The organism is Acinetobacter sp. 24-47-66 (assembly GCF_056779755.1).
In genome coordinates this window covers 150,134-172,850 of record NZ_JBWYIL010000006.1, presented here as the reverse complement: position 1 = coordinate 172,850, position 22,717 = coordinate 150,134, and the positions used below count along the sequence as shown (strand labels likewise).

Sequence of the window (22,717 nt, the reverse complement as noted above, 5' to 3'; positions counted from 1 at the left end):
AGCTCATTATTCTAAACACCCCCTTTATTCGAAGGGGGTGTTTTTTTATGCAGTAAAGAAAAAAATAAAGAATTAAATATAAAGGGAAATGTATCTTAGAACTCACTGATAAAGATTTTTATATAGTGAGGAACTAATAATAAAAGCCTTCATCAAATCTTCATTGATCTGTCAGAGGAATGACACCATCATGCCGTTTAATCATGAGTCCTTAATTAAGTGATACATATGGATTTATGAGCAAGACACTTTTAAGCACAGTGCTATTGTCATTTTTAGCCCTTAGCGGTTGTAATGATTCTGATGATAAGATCACCTCAGATCAACAAAATCAAATAAATGAACCTACACTTGTTTCATTTGCAAAGCTTGATGTGGCTACCTATGCCGATGGACCAGATTCAGGACTTTATGTTAAAGGTGCAAATGGTATTTATCCACCATTTAAAGGTCAGCCAGTTCAAGGATTTTCTGGGGCATTAAAAAATGCTGATGGAACGTATCTTGTAATGTCTGATAATGGATTTGGTGCACAAGATAACTCAGCAGACTATCTATTACGTCTTTATAATATTTCAGTAGATTTTAGAACTACTAAGACCAACTCAAATAACGTTAAAGTACTGTCTCATATACAGCTTCGTGATCCGAATAAGTTAGTACCATTCAAAATTGTCAATGAGAGTACGCCAGAACGACTTTTAACAGGTGCTGATTTTGATCCGGAATCTATACAGCGTGATAAAAATGGCGATATTTGGATCGGAGATGAATTCGGTCCATTTTTACTGCATTTTAGTGCTGATGGTGTCTTAAAGAGTGCTCCGATTGCATTGCCTCATCCTGAAAAAGAAGGAGAAGAGCTTCGATCTCCACAAAATCAACTTCATCAAAGTGCGGCTGAAATAGAAAATGCGCTCGTGCAAAGAAGTGGTGGATTTGAAGGTATGGCTATTTCTCTAGATGGTCAATATTTATATCCAATGCTGGAAAAACCATTAAGCAAGAATGCGCAAAGACATTTATTAATTTCAAAATTTGATATTGCTAAAAAAGCGTATACAAATGACCATTACTATTTTGAGCTCGATCCTAAAGCAACAGCAATTGGTGATTTCCAGTTATTTAGTCAAAATGAAGGTGTTGTGATTGAGCGCGATGATTCTGAAAATAATATTGGTGGTTTCAAGAAATTAGTTCGCATACAACTGAATGAACCGAAGAGGTTGGTTAATAAGACTGACTTGGTCAATTTAATGGATATTGCGAATCCAAATCTATTATATGGTACGCCACGTGAGGGCGATATTATGACGGGTGAGCGTTTCGGTTTTCCATTCTTTACCATTGAAGATATTGTGATTGAAGGACCTGATTTAATCACAGTTCTGAATGACAATAATTTCCCGGGTTCGAGTGGACGTAATGCAAAACTTGCAGATGATAATGAAATTATTCAGATTAAATTAGACAAAAAGTTATATTAATTGTTCGAGACCTCATGGATTTTGATCTATGAGGTTTTTTATTAAATTAAGTGAAAAATATCATAATGAAATAAGTAATTTAATAAATTCGTATTTGAGCGAGATATCATCATTACTCACCAATAAAATGATGGAAACACTGATTTTCATAAGTCAAACCAACTTTGGTCTAATGCGATATTTAGATAAAAAACCTAATTTTGATTGGATTTTAGACTAACGTTCAATTTTTATTAACACAGAATTATGTGAAATTTACCTCACAGACTTTAAGCACACAATTTTGATGCGTCGCTCACAACAATTAAATTCAAAGTTGGTTGGATCGTGCTTAAAGATTATTGAAATACGATCTCTCACAGGAGGTGAGGAATGTCACAGCAAGCAATGAACGTCAATAAAATTATTGACCATGCTAAATTCACACCATTTCACTTCAATGTTGTCGCTTGGTGTTTACTCATTATCCTGTTTGATGGTTATGACTTAGCAATTAATGGCGTAGTTTTACCATTATTGATGGATGAATGGGGTTTAAGTGCTGTTCAAGCAGGCATGCTCGCAAGTACTGCACTTGCAGGGATGATGTTTGGCGCAATGATTTTTGGTTCTTTAGCAGATAAGATTGGCCGTAAAAAAGTCATTATGATCTGTATTATTTTATTCAGTGGATTAACCTTTGCGGGTGGTTTTGCATCCAATCCAACTGAGTTCGGTATTTTGCGTTTCTTGGCAGGTTTAGGGATTGGTGGTGTTATGCCAAACCTTGTGGCTTTGACCTCAGAATATGCACCTCAAAAAATGCGTAGCACCTTGGTAACTACTATGTTTAGTGGTTATGCGGTAGGTGGTGTGATGGCTGCATTATTAGGTTCTTGGTTTACACCAAGTTTTGGTTGGGAAATCATGTTCTTTATCGCAGGTATTCCATTACTTTTACTTCCAATTATTTGGAAATTCTTACCTGAGTCTTTAACTTTCATCGTAAAAGAAAATCGTCAGGAAGAAGCTCGTCAAATTGTGGCGAAGATTGAACCTAAAGTAAAAGTTGAGAAAGATACAACTTTCGAGCTTGATCAAGTAGATGAGCCTGAATCGGCAACTGTTGTCAGCTTGTTCCGTCGTGGTCGCGCTGTAAATACATTGTTGTTCTGGGTTGCATTCTTTACATGCTTATTAACCATGTACGCTCTCAGCAGCTGGTTACCGAAATTGATGATGGCTGCGGGCTACTCAATGGATAATAGCTTGATGTTCATGATGGTCATGAATGTTGGTGCGGTAGTGGGGATCGTTGGCGGTGGTATCTTGGCAGACCGTTACCATTTAAAACCTGTATTAATGTTCTTAGGTTTAATGGGGGCGATTGTGATGAGCTTAATGGGCTTCCAGTCGAATATGCTGTTACTTTACATTTTGGTGTTCTTGGCAGGTGCTGCATCGATTGGTTCACAGATGTTGTTATACAGCTACGTAGCTCAGTACTATCCATTGGCAGTTCGTTCAACAGGGATTGGCTGGTCATCTGCGATTGGTCGTATGGGAGCAATTGTTGGTCCAATCTTGATTGGTGGCTTATTAGGGATGAACTTACCAGCGCATTTTAACTTTATGGCAGTAGGTTTACCTGTGTTAATTACCGCAATTGCAGTGGCTCTGATTATGAATGAAAGTGAATCTGAAAAGATTGGTTCAAGTCAGCCAAGTATTGCCAAAGCTTAAATAAATGAATGTTTTAAAAGCCTCCGTAAGGGGGCTTTTTATTTTATTAATATCGAATAAAATAAGATCTAATTTTCAATGATTTAATGATAATTGGATAATACAAAAAAAGGGGTACACTGGTTAATCAGCTTCATAATTTTCTTTGCTGCTTTAGGTTACATCTATGAATTTAGCTATTTTTATGAACTCAATGTAAAAGTTGCGGATGTTTTAAATTTTAGACATTACCTTATGAGTGGTTTTTATCATATTGGTATACCACTAATCTTTATAAGCGCAATAAATCAACTCATTAAATTTTTTAGTAAAGATATAAGTAGAAGTGAGTGGGATGTAATTGAAGAAAGAATTAAAAATGAAGATATAAACTCTGTAATCTGGTTTGCAAGAGGAGGCTTAATACTGGCAGTGATTTTCTGGTTACTTACAAAATATGAAAATCATTTTTTTATGCAGCCTACTATCTTTTCCGCATATCTTTATATATTAATGTGGGTATCTGGTCTTTTTTTGCTTCCTATGCTAAAAGCATCAAAGTCAGCTCTTAGTTCAATAATATTTTGTTTTCTAGTATCTTTGGGATTAGTATTTTCTGCAGCAGGCATAGGCTACAGTAGAACTGATTTACTACGAATAAATACAGAAAACATTATTAGAGACGATGCAATTGTATTAATAAAGAAACTTGATGACGGAACATATCAATGTGTTGCAAAAGATATTAAGTTCCCTAGATTTTTAGAGAAAGTTTTAGAAAATTTTTGAGTAGTTCTAATTTTAAGATTAAGGCAATATATCTTATTCATCAAGAGAGCAAGAAAATGAACTTTAATTCCATCTCCCCACTCCCTGACGATGATAGCGAACTTCATCTTCCTGAACTCATCTATTGGGCTTCATTAGGCGAAATCACAGAAGTTGAAACAGCTTTAAACAACGGAGCTGATGTAAACCAAATTGATGATGAAGGTTATAGCGCACTTCAAGCAGCCGCAGAGAATGGGTACTTAGATGTAGTACAACTGCTAGTCGCAAAAGGTGCAAATGTGGCTTACAAAGGTCAATTTACGGCCTTAGAACTTGCTGAAATGGCAGGCGAGCAAGAAATCGTAGATTACTTAAAAAGTCTGTAAAACATGCAAAATAAAACCCCTAAAAAGGGGTTTTAATCTTTTAAGACTGCGTCAATTCTTTATAAATGGCTTCATTAAATGCAGGAATATCATCAGGGCAACGAGATGTAATGAGCGGCCAGCCGCCAGTATTACAACGATGCACCTCTTCATCAACCCATTTACCGCCTGCATTTTCTAAATCAATTTTTACTGACTTATAAGACGTCAAATTTTTATCTTTGATACGTTGTGCATCAATTAACGTCCAAGGCGCATGACAAATAGCTGCGATTGGTTTTTGATGGTCAGCAAAACTTTGAATCAATTTTTGAACCTGTGGATGAATTCGCAAGTTATCCGCATTCACCGTTCCCCCAGGAATAATCAGGATGTCATAATCGTCTGCGATGACTTCCTCGAAGCTTAAATCAGGTTGAACTTGATCAGAAGGCTCTTGATCCCCAACCACAGTCTGAACAGATTTCTTTTCTTCAGCAGCATGATAGGTTTCAATCCCTTTTGATTTTAAAAATGCTAAGGGTTTGATTAATTCATCTTTTTCAACACCAAAATTTGCAGTAATAAATAAAGCTTTTGCCATGTTCACATCCTCAATCTTTAAAATTTTGTATGTAAGCGGTTTGCTCTAGGCTATTCCGTGTTGTAGGAACAGGATAAGTCGCTTGCACTTTGGAAATTACAGTAAGAGTTGTTGCGTGACACACTTTAAAGCTAACAAATAGAATGCATGAAAGTGTTGTGAAAGCGAAAAAGCATGATGCATAATTGTTTTACAAGCGTGACAACGTGTAGTGTGCTTAAAAAATTTTATGTGTAAGAAAAAGAAAAGCCCATCTTCCTGATGGGCTTTTCTTCGTATCGGCTGCTTTTAGGTATAACTCCTGTCGTACCTCACGTCCTGATGCTCAAACTTATTATTGTTGTTTTTTGTTTGGGAAACTTCCTGTTTCCTGATGGTTTAAGAATAGTCCAGTGTCGTTGATATGCATAGCCGACAATGGAAGAGATGATTGTAGGAAAATGCTTACAAAACAATCTAAGTGATTCATTTATCGTTCAATAGATCAATTTAGCGTTTTATATTTTCACGAATGAATTGATCACTGTATTTTACCAGCTGATCTAATGCAGGTTGCTCAACAGGGTAGTGCCCACCATTTTGTAAACTCATCACACGATAAGGTACTTTCAACTGTGTCAAAACAGGTTGACTCAATTTTAAAGGAGTCCATTGATCCTGTTCAGGTTGAGTCAGTAACACAGGTGCTTGATTAAACTGAGTCAAAGGATATGGTTTTTGGTAATGCATATAGCTGTTTAAAAACTCCACGCTCATACTATTACCTGCAGATGTTTTGTCAGCCAGCATGATGCGTAGGGCTTCAGGGTCATTGGTGAGTTTTGACATCTTTGAGACCAAGGACATAGGTAAGGTGATTTGCTTCAAAGGGGTATGTGCAACTGCTTTCATACTTGGCAAAAGAACAGGGCTTAGAGCACTAAAACGCATGGTTCCTTTTTGAACGTCTTTAAACTCTTGATCGAGAAAGGTCATTCCGATGATGCCATCGACATGTTTATTCTGCATGGCCACATGTAGCGTGAGCATTCCACCTGCTGAGAGTCCGTAAAGGAAAATAGGACGATCATCTTTTTGCGCTTGTTCGTTCACAAAATCATTGACCAATTTCACCCAATGATCATAACGAATTTCTTTTTTTGAAGGATATTGTGTCAGACCATAACCGGGTAAATCCAATGCGAAGGTTTCATATCCTTTTTGGGCAAGTGGACGCCCAAGAATTAAACTCATCTGACGACCATTTGTACCTACGCCATGTAATAAAATGACTTTGGCTGGCGCTTTAGTATTGGGATAAGCATCGACATGTACACGGTAATCATTCCAACTCCAGTAGTACTCATGTGGTTTGTTTTGGTCGTTGATACGAAACTTCAAAGGGAGGCTTTGTTGTAATTGTTGCCAAGCTGCTTGTTGCTGGTAAGACTGTGGAATTTTAGATTGAGTCCAAGCCAAATTAGAAAGTAATAAAGCCATCATAGTGGCAACGGTTGTGAGTATTATTTTGAGCACGCTTAAACGCCTTTCATTTTTTTCAAACACTATAAAAATGAAAAGCAACTTTGTTTATTACCCAAATCATCAGTCGTAAAAGAATTGAGTCAATTGTTAAGCTTAAGTTGCTGAAATTAAATGCATATTATTTTTTGTTTAGATTTGGTTGTATGTTAAATGTACAAAAATAGGTCTTAGGTCATCAGTGATGAATAGAAAATTTAAGCAGTTGTATTTGATTGTTTTTTAATCAAGCAAGTTGAGTTGAATTCATGGTAAAATTATCGGCTTTCATCTTTGATCTAATTTTTGATCTTCCATCTGCCAGCCGAGAATTGCTAGCCATGTCTACTGCTTATACCGCTCAGACTGCGCCAAAAGCGTTGTTTGATTACGACAAATATTGGGCGTCTTGTTTTGAACCCGCGCCTTTTTTGCCGATGTCACGCGAGGAAATGGACCAACTCGGTTGGGATAGTTGTGACTTTATTTTTGTTTGTGGTGATGCTTATATCGATCATCCATCATTTGTAACCGGTATCATTGGCCGTGTGCTTGAAGCGCAAGGTTTCCGTGTTGGTATTATTGCCCAACCAGACTGGACGAATGTTGAAGCATTCCGTGTACTTGGTAAACCAAATATTGCTTGGGGCGTATCGGCAGGTAACATGGACTCTATGATCAACCGTTATACGGCTGACCGTAAGATCCGTTCAGATGATGCTTATTCTCCAGATAACCAACCGAATAAACGTCCTGACCGTGCAGCAACAGTCTATTGTCAACGTTGTCGTGAAGCGTTCCCTGATGTTCCTGTTCTGCTAGGCGGTATCGAAGGTTCATTACGTCGTATCGCGCATTATGACTATTGGTCTGACAAAGTTCGTCGTTCTATTTTAATGGATTCAAAAGCAGATCTATTAATGTATGGTAATGGTGAACGCTCAATCATTGAAGTGATGCACCGTCTAGCCAAAGGCGAAAAAATTACAGACATTACTGATGTTCGTGGTACTGCATTTATTATTAATAAGCATAACCGTGCAGCAAAAGCCAAGTTTGTTGAGATCGCATCAAATGATGTCGATACCATAGGCCGTGTTGATCCAATCATCAATCCATATGTGATGACCGAAGATATTGATGGCTGTGAAATTGAGAAAGACAAAGGCAACAGCTTAACGCAGTATCAGAATTTCCAAAAAGAAGTGGTCAGTAATCCGATTGTTCGTGAAGGCGACAATTTGGATGCAGATACGCAAATCGTGCAGTTACAGCCATCATCTAAGGCGATTAAGCATAAGTTGCCACCACGTGAATTGGCTGTGATTCGTCTACCTTCTTTTGAAGAAGTTGCCAATGATCCTGTGCTGTATGCCCATGCAAACCGTATTTTGCATCTAGAAACCAATCCAGGGAATGCGCGCGCACTCGTGCAGAAGCATGGTGAGCGTGATGTCTGGATTAATCCACCGCCAATTCCATTAACCACAGAAGAAATGGATTATGTGTTCGACTTGCCTTATGCACGTCTACCACATCCATCTTATGGCGATGCGCGTTTCCCAGCGTTTGACATGATCAAGTTCTCTGTGAACATCATGCGTGGTTGTTTCGGTGGTTGTACCTTCTGTTCGATTACGGAGCATGAAGGTCGAATTATTCAAAACCGTTCTGAAGAATCGATCTTACGTGAAGTTGAAAAGATTCGTGATACGGCGCCGGGCTTTACAGGCATTATTTCGGACTTAGGTGGTCCAACAGCCAATATGTATCATTTGGCATGTAAAGATCCAGAAATTGAAAAGAACTGTCGTAAGCCATCGTGCGTGTTCCCGGGTGTTTGTCAAAACTTGCATACTGATCACGCACCTCTTACGCAGTTATATCGTAAAGCTCGTGCTTTACCCGGTATTAAAAAGATTTTGATCGGTTCGGGTCTACGTTATGACCTTGCAGTATTGAACCCTGAATATGTCAAAGAATTAGTCACGCATCATGTCGGTGGCTACTTAAAGATTGCACCTGAACATACCGAAAAAGGCCCTCTCAATAAAATGATGAAGCCAGGTATCGGGACGTATGATCGCTTTAAGCAAATGTTTGATCGTTTCAGTAAAGAAGCAGGTAAGGAACAATATCTTATTCCTTACTTTATTGCGGCGCATCCGGGTACAACCGATTACGACATGATGAACCTTGCAATTTGGTTGAAAAAGAATGGTTTCCGTGCTGACCAAGTACAAACCTTCTATCCATCACCAATGGCAACTGCGACCACCATGTACTACACCGGTAAAAATCCGCTTGCGAAAGTGGCACGTTATACTGAAGATGTCGACATTGTAAAAGGTGAAAAACGCCGCCGTTTACATAAAGCTTTCTTACGTTACCATGATCCAAATAACTGGCCTTTACTGCGTGAAGCTTTGAAAGAAATGGGTCGTCAGGACTTAATTGGTAATTCTAAGCAACATTTGATTCCGACGTATCAGCCTCAGGGCACGGATGGTCAATATCAATCTGCACGTAAGAAAAATTCAACTGTTGCAGGTGATTCACAAAAACGTACGGGTCAAACCGCTAATCGTGGTCAATCACAAGGACAAAATAATCGTCCGAAGAAAGGCCAAATCTTGACACAGCACACTGGTTTGCCACCACGTGAGACTGGAGATCGCAAAAAACCTTTTGGCGAGGGGAAACCTAAGGGTAAATCCAAACCCAAGTCTCGTGCATAAATGATAATTTCTTTTAAAAGGACGCTGCGGCGTCCTTTTTTGAACATTTTCTATACAATATTTTCGATGATGCTCATTTTATCGAAATATTGGGCTTGATTTGGGTAAGTCTCTTTTTTATTTTAAAATAATAATTTAAATTAGTAGTTTAGTGAGGTTTTGAGTTTTTCATTTCAGGTGATATTGTATTATCTTCAAATGAAATTTTCATCATTGTCCAACAATTATGTAATAGTGTGATGTGGTTCATGTTTTAAACTATAGCCAATAAGTGCAGAACATGTTTAATATAAGCTTGGTCTGAAGCGCTTTTCACTTGGACTATGCGATGTTTAGCATCAGCATAATGAAACAATAATAAAAGTTGTGTTTTTTGAAGTAGTTTAAAAAAGAAATTAACGATAAGAATTCAAATAAGGATACTAGTCATGGATATCATGATCATCGCGAGTGTGATCATACTCGCTGTGGTGTTGTTCATTGCTTATAAAGGATTAAAGCATCAACAACCCTCTGATAGCATGCTCCGTCAAAGAGCAGTGTTTAGCCCCTATCAGCAAGTAACTTTCAATCGTCTTAAAGAAATCATGCCAAATGCGCATATTTTGGCACATGTCTCTTTTGACGCCTTACTGACCACAAAGTTACCGCGTACACGCCGTAAATATGAGTCAATGTTTGCTGATTTTGTGGTGATGAATAAGGATTGTAAAGTTCTTGCCATTGTCAGTTTAGAAGATAAATTTTCATTCAAGCGTGGACATACTTTACAGTTTCAAAATGCATTACTTGAAACCGCGGGATACAAAGTGATCTCTTACCATGCTGTCCCAGAATATGTGCAGTTAAGACGTGATTTTTTGGATGAATACACTGAGGATATGCCAATTGAATGGGGAGATGAATCCGTGATTGAGCATAAATTAGAAAAGTATAGTGCTGGGCGATTGGCAGATATTCGCGCATTTAGCTAATCATCTTTGAAATAAAAAAGCATGCTCAGGCATGCTTTTTTTTATCAAGGTTTCGCGGCAATTACCGTTAGCTCAACAAGAACATCGGGATGATACAGTTTAGCCTCTACGCATGTACGCGGTAGAGCTTGAATATCAGAAACCCATGCATCCCAAACTTCATTGAATGCTGCATAATCTTTTTCAATATCTTTTAGATAAATTGTCACAGACATGATATGGCTTTTATCTGTACCTGCTTCAGCCAATAAACGGTCAATAATGTCAAAGGTTTGTTGTGACTGTCCACGAATGTCGAGCGACGTGTCTTCTGCTAACTGACCTGCCAGATGAACGAAGTGACCAAAAATAGCGACCTCAGAAAAACGTTTTTGAACGTGTAAACGTTGAACAGACATAAAACTCATCCCTTATAGATATAAATATAGATTATGAAACGCAGTATAGGATTCAGAAAGTATAGGGGAATTGGAACTATGAATTCGGTTTAATTGCTGTATCTCTGAAAGTTTATTTTTATGGGAGGAGATCAGAAATATTTGGAGGAAAAAGAAATTGTACCCATTCAGATTAGAGTGCCCTGTAATATTCGGATGGATTGTCACGCCAATCACAGGACAAATGTGTTAGATATAGGTCTTCTAACAACATCTCAGCAGACACATGGGTAAATGTATTGCGCGATTAGATTACTCTAAAAAGGAAAAAAAGGCGAAAAAAATTGACTTAATTTTGTTCTTTTGCATGAAAACTAGACGAAATTTACAATCCGAATAAATTGAGTTGCGTGTCTTGTTGTTTTTCTGAAAGTTGATACACCCCAACACCAATGAGTCTAAACTGATATTCATCAGGAATATTCATTTCCATTAACAATAATTTGAGTGCCAGTTGCAAATCCTCTATGTGATTGAAAGGTTGTTTAAAGCTTTTAGAGTGTTGTAAAACTTGAAAATTTTTAAGTTTGAGTTTGACGCTGATACCTCTAGCGATCATTTCCTTGTTTTGAAGGTTTTGCCAAACACGAGAAAGCAGTGAAGTCCAAAATTGATCACATTGGTTTAAAAAAAGATCTTCATCAAACGTGGTTTCTTTAGAAATTTGCTGTCTTTGGCGTTCGCTTTGAACAGGTCGCTCATCAATCCCTTGAGCATAGAGAAATAATTGTTTGCCATATTTTCCGAAATGATGAGTGAGAAATTTTTCTTCCACCTGCTGTAAATCCCCAAGTGTTTCGAGTTGCAAAGCTTTTAATTTTTCCTGTGTGACCTTTCCTACACCAGGGATTTTTTTGAGTGGAAGATCATAGATAAACTGTTGCACCTGATTGGGTTTGATCACACAAATGCCATTCGGTTTATTCCAATCAGATGCAATTTTGGCTAAAAACTTATTTGGTGCAACGCCTGCTGAGGCGGTCAATCCAGTAAGCTGAAATATTTCATCACGAATATGCATCGCAACTTCAGTAGCGCTTGGGATCTGCTGTAAATTTTCAGTGACATCCAGATATGCTTCATCCAGCGATAAGGGTTCGATGATGCTGGTATATTTTTGAAATATCTTATGAATTTGGGCTGACACATGTTGGTATTTAGAAAAATTTGGCTCAATGACGATCACTTGTGGGCAAAGTTTTTTGGCTTGTGTCATCGACATGGCCGAACGTAAGCCATACTCACGAGCTGGGTATGATGCTGCTGCAACGACGGCCCGTGGGTGATGAGATGCAATGACCACAGGTAAGTGTTGTAATTTTGGACGCTCTCTAAGCTCCACAGAAGCGTAAAAAGCATCCATATCGATATGAATTATCTTTCGCAAAATGTTCAATCAATCATGAGATGCCTTAATTTTAACCCATAATTAAGGCATCGTTGAGCTGATTATTGGGTATGCGTAAGGCTCCGTCAGTAAAGTCACCTTTCGACCTTGATGCTGTGCATGATCAATCACGAGTTGTAGGCTTTTCGGAGAATGATCTGCTATTCGTGGTAGAAACTCTAAAGGTTGTGAAAGTGGTTTAAAGAAATTGTCCCAATGAATTGGTATGACTTCTTTCGGTTGTAACTGATCAATGGTTTCAGCGAGATACTGTTGTTGAAACTCGGGTGATTGTTTTGAAAGCTGAGCAATTCCTAAAAACAAGACATCTACATTTAACTTCTGAAATTGATTAGGAAGTGCACCTGTGCTGGCTTTAACTAAAATTTTGTGATTATTGTGCTCAATCAAGTAGTCAAAGCTACCGCCTTCTTTAAACTCATAAAAACGTGCTGGCTGAGGCAGTGGATGCAGAATCTCTTCACCTAAATCATTGTTCACTGCTGTAGGTGGCGTATGTTGTGAGGGAATAGGCGTAATACGAAATGCACCCAATTGTAGTGCTTGAAAAGGCACAGCCAGTTTCAATTGATGCTCAGGCACTTTGCCGCCTCGTGCTATATTTAATGTACTCAACGAACCAATGATGTGAGTTTTGGGGAGTGAACTTCCGAGTACTGAGATATCCAAAGCATGATCATAGTGACTGTGGGTCACCAATATGGCTTTGAGGCGTTTAAGCTCATGGTCCTGAATCATATTGTGAAGCAGTGTTTGATCACTGGAAAGGCGTTGTAAAGCAATAGTCATGAGAGACGGTCGACTAAAAAAACCATCAATTAGAATTTGTGAATTACCATCATCAAATAGCAATGTGGAAACGCCAAAAAAGCGAACATTTAATTTTTGTTCACTGACGGGTTGGTCTATTTTAGCCTTCCATTGATTAAATTCGGAGAGCTTTCCTGATGGTTGCCATAAATAAAAAAACGCAGCCATGAGCGTGACAGCCAAAAGACCAATCACCGTTAAAATCCCTTTTTTAAGCGACATCATGTCATCCTTATAAAGCGTAACTCGCTTGCTTGAGCCCCGTTGCACTCTATTTTTTAGTTAGATCACTTTAGTTGTAACGTACTGACTCCTTAAGATTTATGGCTCAATTTGATTTAATTTTAGAAATTTTATCCAGTCGTTTTGATCGCCATTAAATACATTCAAATCCACTGGTGTAGAAATACCCTTAATTTTGCCTTTATTGGTGTATTGCCAAAAGATCCAATCTGGACTGTCTTTTAATTCAGGTTGAGTGGTGTATTCACGTACCCAGAGTGGGGTATCTGTAAAAGCGCCAGCAAGTACGATGTTATAGAAGGCTTTAGAAACATAAAAGATAGGTTGTTTGCCATAATGTTGATGCAGCAAATCGTGCATAACATCGATTTCATGTAACAGTTGTTCTTTGCTATAGGTATTGATGCAATTGCTGTCGTATTCCAAATCAATGACTGGAGGAAGGGCATCTTCTTTACGTGGCACAGAATCAATGAAATTTAATGCCTGAACTTTACCATCACGGCAAAGTCGATAGAAATGATACGCTCCGACTTTAAAACCATGCTCGCGTGCTTTCAGCCAATGATCCTGAAATTTTCGATCTTTAAAGTCGCCACCTTCTGTCGCTTTGAGGTAGACAAATTGATATTCCTTTTTGGGAATTTGTGACCAGCGAATTTCTTTTTGATGATGTGAGACATCAAATCCTTTGATTGGATATTCTTGAGCTGTTGCTGGTTGAAACGGCAAAAAGAAAAAGCTCAATAATCCGACCATGAGTGCGATCAGGGCTGCACCTAAAAGGGAAGTCCACAAGATAATCTTCTGCGAATAGATATGCTGCTTATTTTTTGAATTCATGAGCACTTAAAGATTGGTGCGAAATATGATTAATATCATAACGCGAATAAACGTAAATGGTAGTGACAGTATCTAGAATCCATATCCATTAGTCATCATCCATTTCTTTCGGAATTTTCCAAAAAATAAACATGGTAATAATGTTAATTGAGCCCATTAAAATTAAGGTCCATTGGAAGGCCTGTTGCATTTGTGCAGTACCAAGATAAGCGGTGAATACATTGACCAGTGTACCTGCAAGCGCTACACCAATACTCATGGATACCATCATAATCATCGAGAGAAAACTGTTACCACTACTAGCATCTTGTTGAGGCAAATCCTTTAAGGTTAGCGTATTCATAGAAACAAATTGCAGTGAGTTCAACATACCAAAAATGAAGAAATGTAATGTTCTTAGCCATAAAGGTGTTTCGGCTGAGGTGAGGGCAAAACTTGCAATACATAAGCCAATAAGGCAGGTATTGACTAATAACACCCGACGATACCCAAATCGTTGAATAATTTGGCGAATGATCGGTTTTGATGCCAGTGAACCCAATACCGTTGGAATCATAAGTAAACCGGTAATAAATGGTTCAAAACCAAAAGCAACTTGTAGCATTAAGGGGATAAGAAAAGGCATCGCATTGCCGCCTAAGCGGGCAAAAAAGTTGCCTACAATACCAATCGCGAAAATTGGATTTTTGAATAGTTTCCCACGAAATAAAGCATTTTGGTGGGTATGGGCATGCACCATGTACCAAGCACTTGCAGATAAACCAAACACAATAAGAACAATACTCCACCATAATGGAAGATAGGGGCTAGCAAAATTTTCAATCCCTAAACTTAAGCCAACCATCGCGATGACTAATAACAAGAAGCCAAAAAAATCAAATTTAGCAACATGGGTCTCGGTCACATTTGGCATGGCTTTAAATGTGAGAAAAACTCCAATGAGTCCAATAGGAATATTAATTAAGAAAATCCACTCCCAAGTCACGTACTCCACTAGCCATCCGCCAAGAGTAGGACCGATTAAGGGGCCAATCAGACCTGCAAGACTCATCAGAGACATGGCTGCAAGGAATTGCGTTCTAGGAATTATTTTCAACATTGCAAGACGCCCAACTGGAAGCAGTAAAGCACCTCCAATCCCTTGAATCACTCGGAAAAATAAAAGCTCATTTAAATTAGAAGAAAATGCACATCCGAGCGATGCCAAAGTGAAAATGATAATTGCAGAAAAATAAACATTTCGGACACCAAATCGGTCAGCCAGCCAACCACTGAGTGGAATACAGGCTGCGACTGACAATACATAAGCCACCACGACACTATGCATGTGTAGAGGATCTTCATTGAGGTGATGAGCGATTGCAGGAATCGCAGTATTGATGATAGTTGTGTCTAGACCTTGCATAAAAAAGCCGATCGAAACCAAAAACACCAATAATCTAAACTCAGGCTGTAAGGGTTGGTGTGCTGTGCTGCTCATCTTGTAGGATCATATTAGTAAGTTAATATTTTAAAACAGTTTCTCAGTATCACTTGTGGTTTATTTACGAAGGATTTGCAACAAAATTGCAATCTAATGGTCACAGCATTGTCATCGCATGGTCATAGAGTTGTTGCCAACAACATCATAAGAAGATTAAAAGAATGAAGCTAAAGTCTAACGCACTTGTGATCGCAATGTGTGCATTGGGGCTAGGGGCATGTAATGATGACACTAACAATATCACATCAGTACCAGATATTACGCCTGAATCGATTGAACTCAACTATCTCAGTCGTACAGAAAGTCCTGGTTTTGCGGTCAGCGCAGCAGAGATACCTGCCTATGATGCACAAAGCCAAAGATTGTTTGTTGTAAACGCAAAAGAAGGCGTGGTTGATATTTTTGATTATCGCCAACCTCAGCAACCTAAATGGATTGGCTCTTTAGATGCTAAATCTTATTTAACAGACTCAGAAGTAAATAGTGTTGCTGTAAAAAATGGAATTGTTGCCTTGGCTGTACAAGCCAAAGATAAAACAGATCCAGGAATCGTGGCACTTTTTAATGCCAATGATTCGAGCTTTATTGCCCAAGTTCCAGTGGGTTCTCTACCTGATATGCTGACCTTTAGTGCAGATGGTAAAACCTTATTGGTGGCGAATGAAGGAGAGCCATCTCATGATTATGCGATTGATCCCGAAGGTTCGATTTCAATCATTGATCTCTCAAATTTGAACAAACCAGTTGCAAAAACAGCTGATTTCAAAGCCTTTAACAGTCAAGCACAGCTATTACGTAATCAAGGTGTGCGAATTTATGGTCCAAATGCAACAGTAGCGCAAGATTTTGAACCTGAATACATCACACTCAGCGCAGATGGCAAAATTGCATGGGTCGCATTACAGGAAAATAATGCCTTAGCTAAGGTGGATGTTTTAAATGCCAAAGTCATGGCTGTTTATCCGCTCGGTTTTAAAGATCATGGCTTACAAGGTCATGGTTTAGATGTCAGTGATGCCGATGGTGAAAATGGTCTTGCGAAGATCAATATTCAAACTTGGCAGCATGTTCGTGGCTTATATATGCCAGATGCGATCTCAAGTTACGAAGTCAATGGTAAAACGTATATTGTCACTGCCAATGAAGGGGATGCTCGTGCTTGGGGTGAAGATGATCCTGAATATTGGGGAGAAAAATTAAAGGATAATCCGAGTGCTCAAGGTAATATTAAAAAGGGTTTTGTTGAAGAATGGCGTGTGAAGAATCTAGTCCATAAAGATGGTTTCGATAGACGACAAGGGGAAGATCTGCCACCACAGTTACGAGCACTGGCGAAAGGTGCTGAATTGAATCCTCTGCATTTTGCATATTGTGGAGCGATCGATGGAGATGCTAAAGGATGCCGTGAAGACAAGATGCTTGGTCGTTTGAATATCACTTGGACTGAAGGTTATCAAAAGAATACTGATGGCACACCTAAACTCAATGCTCGAGGCAATTTGGTTTATGATCATTTATATAGCTTCGGGGCACGATCTGTCAGTATTTGGACAGAAAATGATGCTCAAACAGGATTAGAGCTGGTTTGGGATTCGGGTGATGATTTTGAACAATATATTGCTCAGCACCATCCTGAGATCTTTAATGCAAACCATGAAGAAGCAGGGTTCGATAATCGTAGTGACAATAAGGGACCAGAGCCAGAAGGCGTGGTGATAGGTCAAATCGGCCAGAAAACTTATGCATTTATTGGTTTAGAACGAGTTGGAGGCGTGATGGTATATGACATCTCCAATCCTGCCCAACCCCAATTTGTGCAATATATTCATTCGCGAAAACTTGATGCAACCACTGCCGATATCGAGGAAGGTCAGGCAGGAGACTTAGGTCCTGAAGGATTAACCTTTGTTTCCGCAAAAGAATCTCCAACGGGTACGCCTTTACTGATTGTAGGGAATGAAGTCAGTGGTACTACAGCAACGTATCAAATCACGTTGAAATAGAGCCTGATCGTGTAGATGTATGATAAAAGAGCCATATGGCTCTTTTATTTTTTACTCGTCATGCGTAATGCTTTAAAGTCTTGTCGAATTTAGACCACGAATTGTTCAGGGCATTTCATGTTTGCGATGGCATTGATGATTTGATGTGAATGCTCGCATACGATGATTTTTGCCCGATGTTGAGCAGGTAGAAAACCTTCTTGTACTGCATGATCGAGTTGTGCAATCAAGGCATTATAGAATCCATTGACGTTATAAATAATCATTGGTTTTTGGTGTTGATTTAACTGTCCCCAAGTTGCGATTTCTAAGATTTCTTCAAATGTACCTAAACCTCCCGGGAGCGCAACAAAAGCACTAGCACGTTCAGCCATCATGGCTTTGCGTTCATGCATTGTTCTTACCACGTGAAGTTCTGTTAACTGATTATGGGCAACCTCGTAATCAAGCATAAATTCAGGAATAACACCAACAACTTCACCATTGTTTTCAATGACTGTATCTGCGACTTGTCCCATTAATCCGATACTTGCACCACCATATACGATGCCAAATCCTTGCCTTGCAATTTTTTCAGCCAAAGCAATGGCTTTTTGTTGGTAAATAGGATTATTGCCAAAACGAGAACCACAATAAAGTGCAATAAGGCATTGAGTTGCTTTTGATTTAACTGATGTATCGGTCTCTAAGGTGTTATTAAGAATGCTTGTATTCATATTTATTTACTCACCTTTTTTAAATTAACTTCATCATGTAGTTTAATCTAAGCAAGAAAGGTGACAACTGTATAGATAAATAAGATTTTTTTGAAATATTTTGTAGTTTCATTCCAAAATGATTGATAAAGCCAATCTTGATTCACCGAAAAAATAGTGAATTGCAATAAAATCTTTTCTATACTGAAAATCTGTTCGGCAACCAATACATCAATATGAGTAGTGATCGACATCGCTCAATAGAACAAAATATTATTTATTTTCTAAATTTAAATACTGCATTTATAACTTTGCCTCATCACTTTGGTTTAAATGAATCCCATCTTCCTGAAACGTGGGAGTGTAACTCATGATTTTTGAATGGATGTCTGATCCTTCCGCATGGGTGGGACTCTTAACTTTAATTATTTTAGAAATTGTTCTCGGGATTGATAATCTCGTCTTTATCGCGATTTTGGCGGAAAAACTGCCGCCTGAGCAACGCAATAAAGCCAGAATTTTAGGCTTAACGCTCGCGCTTGGCATGCGCCTAATCCTTTTGGCGTCAATCGCTTGGATTATCACGTTAACGAATCCATTATTCCATATCTTTGATCATCCGTTTTCAGCCCGAGATCTTATTTTGATTTTTGGTGGTATTTTCTTGTTAATGAAGGGAACTTTAGAACTACATGAACGTCTAGAAAGTAAAGTTCATGTTAAAGAAGAAAATCCTGTTCATGCTGCATTTTGGATGGTCATTGTACAGATCGTGGTATTGGATGCAGTGTTCTCACTCGACAGTGTGATTACAGCAGTCGGTATGGTCAAAGATCTTTCGGTCATGATGATCGCCGTAATTATTGCGATAGGAATCATGCTATGGGCCTCTAAAGCCCTCATGGACTTTGTGAATAAGCATCCAACTGTGGTGATTCTGTGTCTCTGTTTCTTGATGATGATCGGTTTCTCATTGGTTGTCGAAGGCCTAGGCTTCCACATTCCGAAGGGTTATCTATACGCTGCAATTGGTTTCTCTGTCCTGATTGAGTTTTTAAATCAATTGATGCGCCGTAACCAAGAAAAAACGGTAACAACGACTGATTTACGTTTCAAAACAGCATCTGCCGTCATTCGTATGCTTGGTGGTAAGTCAAAAACGGCAGATGCTCAATCGGCAAATACGGATGATGTTTTGGCTACCCAAGCGTTGGTAGAGGAAATGTTCTCGGATGAGAATGCTGTATACCAAAGCGTGATGTTGCAAGGTGTATTAGGTTTATCTGAGCGACCAGTCAAATCATTAATGACCCCACGTCCAGAACTCGAATGGATCGATTTAGATGACGATCCTGAAAGTATTAAACATCAAGTGCTTTCTATGAAACATTCACGTTTGATCGTTGCACATGGCGAGCTAGACAATATTGCTGGGGTGGTGCTCACGCATAACGTTTTGAATGACTATATTGAATCAGGCGATTTTAATTTCGAAAAACACATTCGAGAGCCTGTCATTGTCCATGAAAGCGCTCAAGTCTTAATGGTGATGGATCAATTGCGTCAGGCACCCTTACAAATGGCGATTGTGCTCAATGAATATGGTTCCATTGAGGGTATTGCAACGCCGATTGATATTTTAGAAGCGATTGCCGGTGAGTTCCCGAACGAAAATGAAATAGAAACTGCAGTTGAAAGCTTAGAGGATGGTTCACTCATGCTCGAGGGTTCAACTGATATTCGTCATATTTCATTATTGCTTGATCGTGATTTAGTTGATGAGTCAGAACAGTATTCTACGCTGTCTGGTTATATCTTATTCCATTTAGGACATTTACCTGAAAATGGAGAAACCTTTGAAGCAGAAGGATATCTATTTGAGGTGGTTACAATGGATGGTCATAAAATCGAAAAAGTACATATTGTACCCATCGTAAAACAAGACCCATCAGAATGATTTAAACTCAGTTAAAATAGCATCTGATTAGGTGCTATTTTTTTTGGAATATTGATGTCCGAACTCAATTGTCCTTGCGGGCGTGGAATTTATACACACTGTTGTGAACCTTTACATCGTGGTCAGCGTGATGCAGAAAGTGCTGAACAGCTCATGCGTTCTCGCTATAGTGCATTCGCTAAACATGAAATCGACTATATTGTGAGTACCACAGCATCAGGTCAGCAAAGTCATTTAGACATTGCTGCCATTCGGGATTGGGCGATGAGCAATCAGTGGTTAAAATTAGAGGTTATTCAGCATTTACCTCGTCTGGATAAAACCCATGCTCAAGTTGAATTCAAAGCACATTACCAACATGTCGATCAGGTACATGTCCATCATGAAACCTCAAATTTCGTATTCATCAATAGACAGTGGCATTTTTTAGACCCAACGACAGATCAAACTGTGACGATGAAGCAGCCTTGTATTTGTGGATCAGGAAAAAAATTTAAGCAATGTTGTGCGCGATTTCTCTAGAATTAATTTTTAATTAACTTAGAATATTGCGCATTAAAAACCCTCATTTGGAAGTAGGGCAATGTTACTCACCGTTATTTATATTATTGCGATTACTGCGGAAGCGATGACAGGCGCCTTGTCTGCAGGTCGACGAAGTATGGATTGGTTTGGTGTCATTATTATTGCCTGTGTGACTGCTTTGGGCGGAGGATCAGTTCGTGATGTTTTGCTAGGGCACTATCCTTTAACTTGGGTGAAACATCCTGAATATCTAGTACTTACATGTTGTGCAGCATTATTTACGATTTTTATCGCAAAATGGATGCGACATCTACGTTCGGTATTCTTACTTCTAGATGCCTTAGGTCTGATAGGTTTTACCATTATTGGTTGTCAAATTGCGATTCAAATGGAACAGGGTTTCGTGGTTTGTGCAGTGGCAGGTGTATTGACAGGCGTTTCAGGGGGTATTTTACGAGATATCTTATGTAACGATGTGCCTTTAGTCTTCCGTCGCGAACTTTATGCCAGTATTTCTTTTGTTGCGGTCATTTTCTATTGGGGCTGTATCGAAGTCGGTTTTTCACAAGATATCACCATTATTTCTACTCTTGTTTTTGGTTTCACATTGCGTTGTATCGCAATTTACTTTGGCCTTGAAATGCCAAAATTTATTTATAAAGATGATGATGAACAGTCGGCGTCATCAAAAGATGTAAATTAAACTTTTTACACTCATCTTTCAAAATGGCCGATAATGTGATCGGTCATTTTTATATGGTTCTTTAGAAAATAAAAAAAAAGCAGTGTTGAGAAAACAGCGATTGTCATTGGTTGTATTTAAATCACTCCTCACAGAGAGCATGCTATGGATTTAATCTCACGAATACAGCGTTTACCTATTGGTAAATTTCACTACACCTTGTTGTGGGTGATTGGATTAGGCTGGATGTTTGATGCAATGGATACTGGACTAATTTCCTTTATCTTGGCGAAGATGGCTGAAGACTGGCAAATGACGCCTGCTGAAAAAGGTTGGGTTGTATCCATCGGCTTTGTGGGAATGGCGATAGGTGCAGTATTCTCTGGTGGACTGGCGGATCGAATCGGGCGTAAAGCAGTATTTGCTACAACTTTGGTCATCTATAGTATAGCAACAGCTCTTTGTGCTTTCGCACCAAATTTAACATGGTTATTAATCTTTAGATTTATTGTAGGTTTAGGCTTAGGCGGACAGTTACCAGTTGCCGTGACTTTAGTGAGTGAATACATTCCAGCCCATGTTCGTGGTCGCTTTATTGTGTTACTTGAAAGCTTCTGGGGGCTAGGCTGGTTATGTGCTGCACTGGTTTCGTATTTCGTCATCCCTAAATTTGACTGGCATGTTGCATTTTTATTGGGTGGTTTACCTGCACTTTATGTCTTCGTTATTCTAAAAAAAGTTCCGGAATCTATTCCTTACTTGATCAATCGAGGTCGTATTGATGAAGCGCACGCGATTGTACAAAAAATCGAGCGGCAGTGTGGTGTCGAAGTCATCGAAAAAATTGAAGTGAAACCAGTTTCAACACATTCAAATGTCAGTTTTGGTCAGTTATGGTCAAGCGGTTTCGCAAAGCGCAGTTTAATGCTGTGGTTAATTTGGTTTGGGATTGTTTATTCGTATTACGGTATTTTTACGTGGTTACCAAGTCTTTTAGTCAAAGAGGGATATACCATTGTGCAGTCTTTTGAATATGTTCTCGGGATGATTTTAGCACAATTGCCAGGTTATATTGTCGCGGCATGGCTCGTCGAAAAGTTAGGGCGTAAAGCGACTCTTTCAGGCTTTATTGCAATGTGTGCAGTATCAGCATATTTCTTTGGGCAGGCTGATACCGTAGCGATGATCATGTTCTGGGGATGCTTGATGTCATTCTTTAATCTTGGTGCATGGGGCGTTTTATATACCTACACGCCTGAACAATATCCTGCAAATATTCGTGCTTTCGGATCAGGATGGGCAGCAGCAATTGGGCGTATTGGTGGGATTGTTGCACCTTTAGTGGTTACCCATATGATGGTGGCTTCAAATGGATTTAGCCAAGTATTTATGATGTTTACCGCTGTATTATTGGCAGTTGCAGCCGTGATCTTGGTGCTCGGTGAGGAAACCAAAGGTAAGACACTTGAGTCTATGGGGATGTAAATCTGT

19 protein-coding genes are annotated in these 22,717 nt (G+C 38.9%); 11 read left to right on the top strand and 8 right to left on the bottom strand.

The window, feature by feature from the left end; genetic code table 11:
• Positions 1-236 precede the first annotated feature (236 nt).
• The 4 genes from AC1M84_RS07970 (at position 237) to AC1M84_RS07955 (ending at position 4,345) form a co-directional block, all read left to right on the top strand.
• Positions 237-1,487 (top strand): esterase-like activity of phytase family protein, encoded by a 1,251-nt coding sequence (locus tag AC1M84_RS07970; RefSeq protein WP_481594789.1) that lies wholly within the window; start codon positions 237-239, stop codon positions 1,485-1,487.
• A 372-nt stretch (positions 1,488-1,859) separates the two neighbouring features.
• On the top strand, positions 1,860-3,209 hold the full coding sequence (locus AC1M84_RS07965; RefSeq protein ID WP_092767403.1) for an aromatic acid/H+ symport family MFS transporter: 1,350 nt from the start codon (positions 1,860-1,862) through the stop codon (positions 3,207-3,209).
• 93 nt (positions 3,210-3,302) lie between these two features.
• Entirely contained in the window at positions 3,303-3,977 is a 675-nt protein-coding gene (locus AC1M84_RS07960; RefSeq protein WP_481594788.1) for a hypothetical protein, read from the top strand.
• Positions 3,978-4,033: 56 nt separating this feature from the next.
• A complete protein-coding gene (locus AC1M84_RS07955) occupies positions 4,034-4,345 on the top strand; it encodes an ankyrin repeat domain-containing protein (protein ID WP_481594787.1) in 312 nt (103 codons plus the stop codon).
• A gap of 40 nt (positions 4,346-4,385) precedes the next feature.
• On the opposite strand, the gene AC1M84_RS07950 is transcribed toward AC1M84_RS07955, so the two are convergent.
• Together AC1M84_RS07950 and AC1M84_RS07945 are read right to left on the bottom strand one after the other, a co-directional pair.
• On the bottom strand, positions 4,386-4,928 hold the full coding sequence (locus tag AC1M84_RS07950; RefSeq protein ID WP_481594786.1) for a type 1 glutamine amidotransferase domain-containing protein: 543 nt from the start codon (positions 4,926-4,928) through the stop codon (positions 4,386-4,388).
• A 489-nt stretch (positions 4,929-5,417) separates the two neighbouring features.
• Entirely contained in the window at positions 5,418-6,443 is a 1,026-nt protein-coding gene (locus AC1M84_RS07945; RefSeq protein WP_481593210.1) for an alpha/beta fold hydrolase, read from the bottom strand.
• 326 nt (positions 6,444-6,769) lie between these two features.
• Between AC1M84_RS07945 and AC1M84_RS07940 the strand changes: the two genes are divergently transcribed.
• Positions 6,770-9,166, top strand: coding sequence for a YgiQ family radical SAM protein (locus AC1M84_RS07940; RefSeq protein ID WP_481594791.1), 2,397 nt, complete (start codon positions 6,770-6,772; stop codon positions 9,164-9,166).
• A 428-nt stretch (positions 9,167-9,594) separates the two neighbouring features.
• Complete coding sequence (locus AC1M84_RS07935; RefSeq protein WP_092767397.1) at positions 9,595-10,140, top strand: DUF2726 domain-containing protein; 546 nt, start codon at positions 9,595-9,597, stop codon at positions 10,138-10,140.
• A 44-nt stretch (positions 10,141-10,184) separates the two neighbouring features.
• On the opposite strand, the gene AC1M84_RS07930 is transcribed toward AC1M84_RS07935, so the two are convergent.
• The 5 genes from AC1M84_RS07930 to mdtD form a co-directional block, all read right to left on the bottom strand.
• Positions 10,185-10,538 (bottom strand): RidA family protein, encoded by a 354-nt coding sequence (locus AC1M84_RS07930; RefSeq protein WP_481589192.1) that lies wholly within the window; start codon positions 10,536-10,538, stop codon positions 10,185-10,187.
• Positions 10,539-10,902: 364 nt separating this feature from the next.
• Positions 10,903-11,964, bottom strand: a complete 1,062-nt coding sequence (gene dinB, locus AC1M84_RS07925) for a DNA polymerase IV (protein WP_481594785.1) — start codon at positions 11,962-11,964, stop codon at positions 10,903-10,905.
• A gap of 42 nt (positions 11,965-12,006) precedes the next feature.
• Positions 12,007-13,017, bottom strand: coding sequence for an MBL fold metallo-hydrolase (locus AC1M84_RS07920; RefSeq protein WP_481594784.1), 1,011 nt, complete (start codon positions 13,015-13,017; stop codon positions 12,007-12,009).
• Positions 13,018-13,116: 99 nt separating this feature from the next.
• Complete coding sequence (locus tag AC1M84_RS07915; RefSeq protein ID WP_481594783.1) at positions 13,117-13,881, bottom strand: glycoside hydrolase family 25 protein; 765 nt, start codon at positions 13,879-13,881, stop codon at positions 13,117-13,119.
• Between the two features lie 88 nt (positions 13,882-13,969).
• Positions 13,970-15,361 carry a multidrug transporter subunit MdtD gene (mdtD, locus tag AC1M84_RS07910; RefSeq protein WP_481593214.1) on the bottom strand — a complete coding sequence of 464 codons (1,392 nt, stop codon included), beginning with the start codon at positions 15,359-15,361 and terminating at the stop codon, positions 13,970-13,972.
• A gap of 164 nt (positions 15,362-15,525) precedes the next feature.
• Here mdtD and AC1M84_RS07905 point away from each other — a divergent pair, with 164 nt between their 5' ends.
• Entirely contained in the window at positions 15,526-17,367 is a 1,842-nt protein-coding gene (locus AC1M84_RS07905; protein ID WP_481593215.1) for a choice-of-anchor I family protein, read from the top strand.
• A gap of 89 nt (positions 17,368-17,456) precedes the next feature.
• Here the strand turns inward: AC1M84_RS07905 and AC1M84_RS07900 are convergent, their stop codons facing one another.
• Positions 17,457-18,083: an LOG family protein gene (locus AC1M84_RS07900; protein ID WP_035268124.1), complete on the bottom strand. Its 627-nt coding sequence runs from the start codon at positions 18,081-18,083 to the stop codon at positions 17,457-17,459.
• Positions 18,084-18,432: 349 nt separating this feature from the next.
• On the opposite strand from AC1M84_RS07900, the gene AC1M84_RS07895 reads away from it, so the two are divergent.
• From AC1M84_RS07895 to niaP, 4 genes are all read left to right on the top strand, one after another.
• Complete coding sequence (locus tag AC1M84_RS07895; protein WP_035268121.1) at positions 18,433-20,019, top strand: TerC family protein; 1,587 nt, start codon at positions 18,433-18,435, stop codon at positions 20,017-20,019.
• A 51-nt stretch (positions 20,020-20,070) separates the two neighbouring features.
• The gene (locus AC1M84_RS07890) at positions 20,071-20,541 is read left to right on the top strand and encodes a YchJ family protein (protein WP_481593217.1); all 471 of its coding nucleotides are present in this window, start codon (positions 20,071-20,073) and stop codon (positions 20,539-20,541) included.
• A 61-nt stretch (positions 20,542-20,602) separates the two neighbouring features.
• Positions 20,603-21,247 carry a trimeric intracellular cation channel family protein gene (locus AC1M84_RS07885; RefSeq protein WP_035268119.1) on the top strand — a complete coding sequence of 215 codons (645 nt, stop codon included), beginning with the start codon at positions 20,603-20,605 and terminating at the stop codon, positions 21,245-21,247.
• Positions 21,248-21,391: 144 nt separating this feature from the next.
• Positions 21,392-22,711 (top strand): niacin transporter NiaP, encoded by a 1,320-nt coding sequence (gene niaP, locus AC1M84_RS07880; protein WP_481591502.1) that lies wholly within the window; start codon positions 21,392-21,394, stop codon positions 22,709-22,711.
• Positions 22,712-22,717 lie beyond the last annotated feature (6 nt).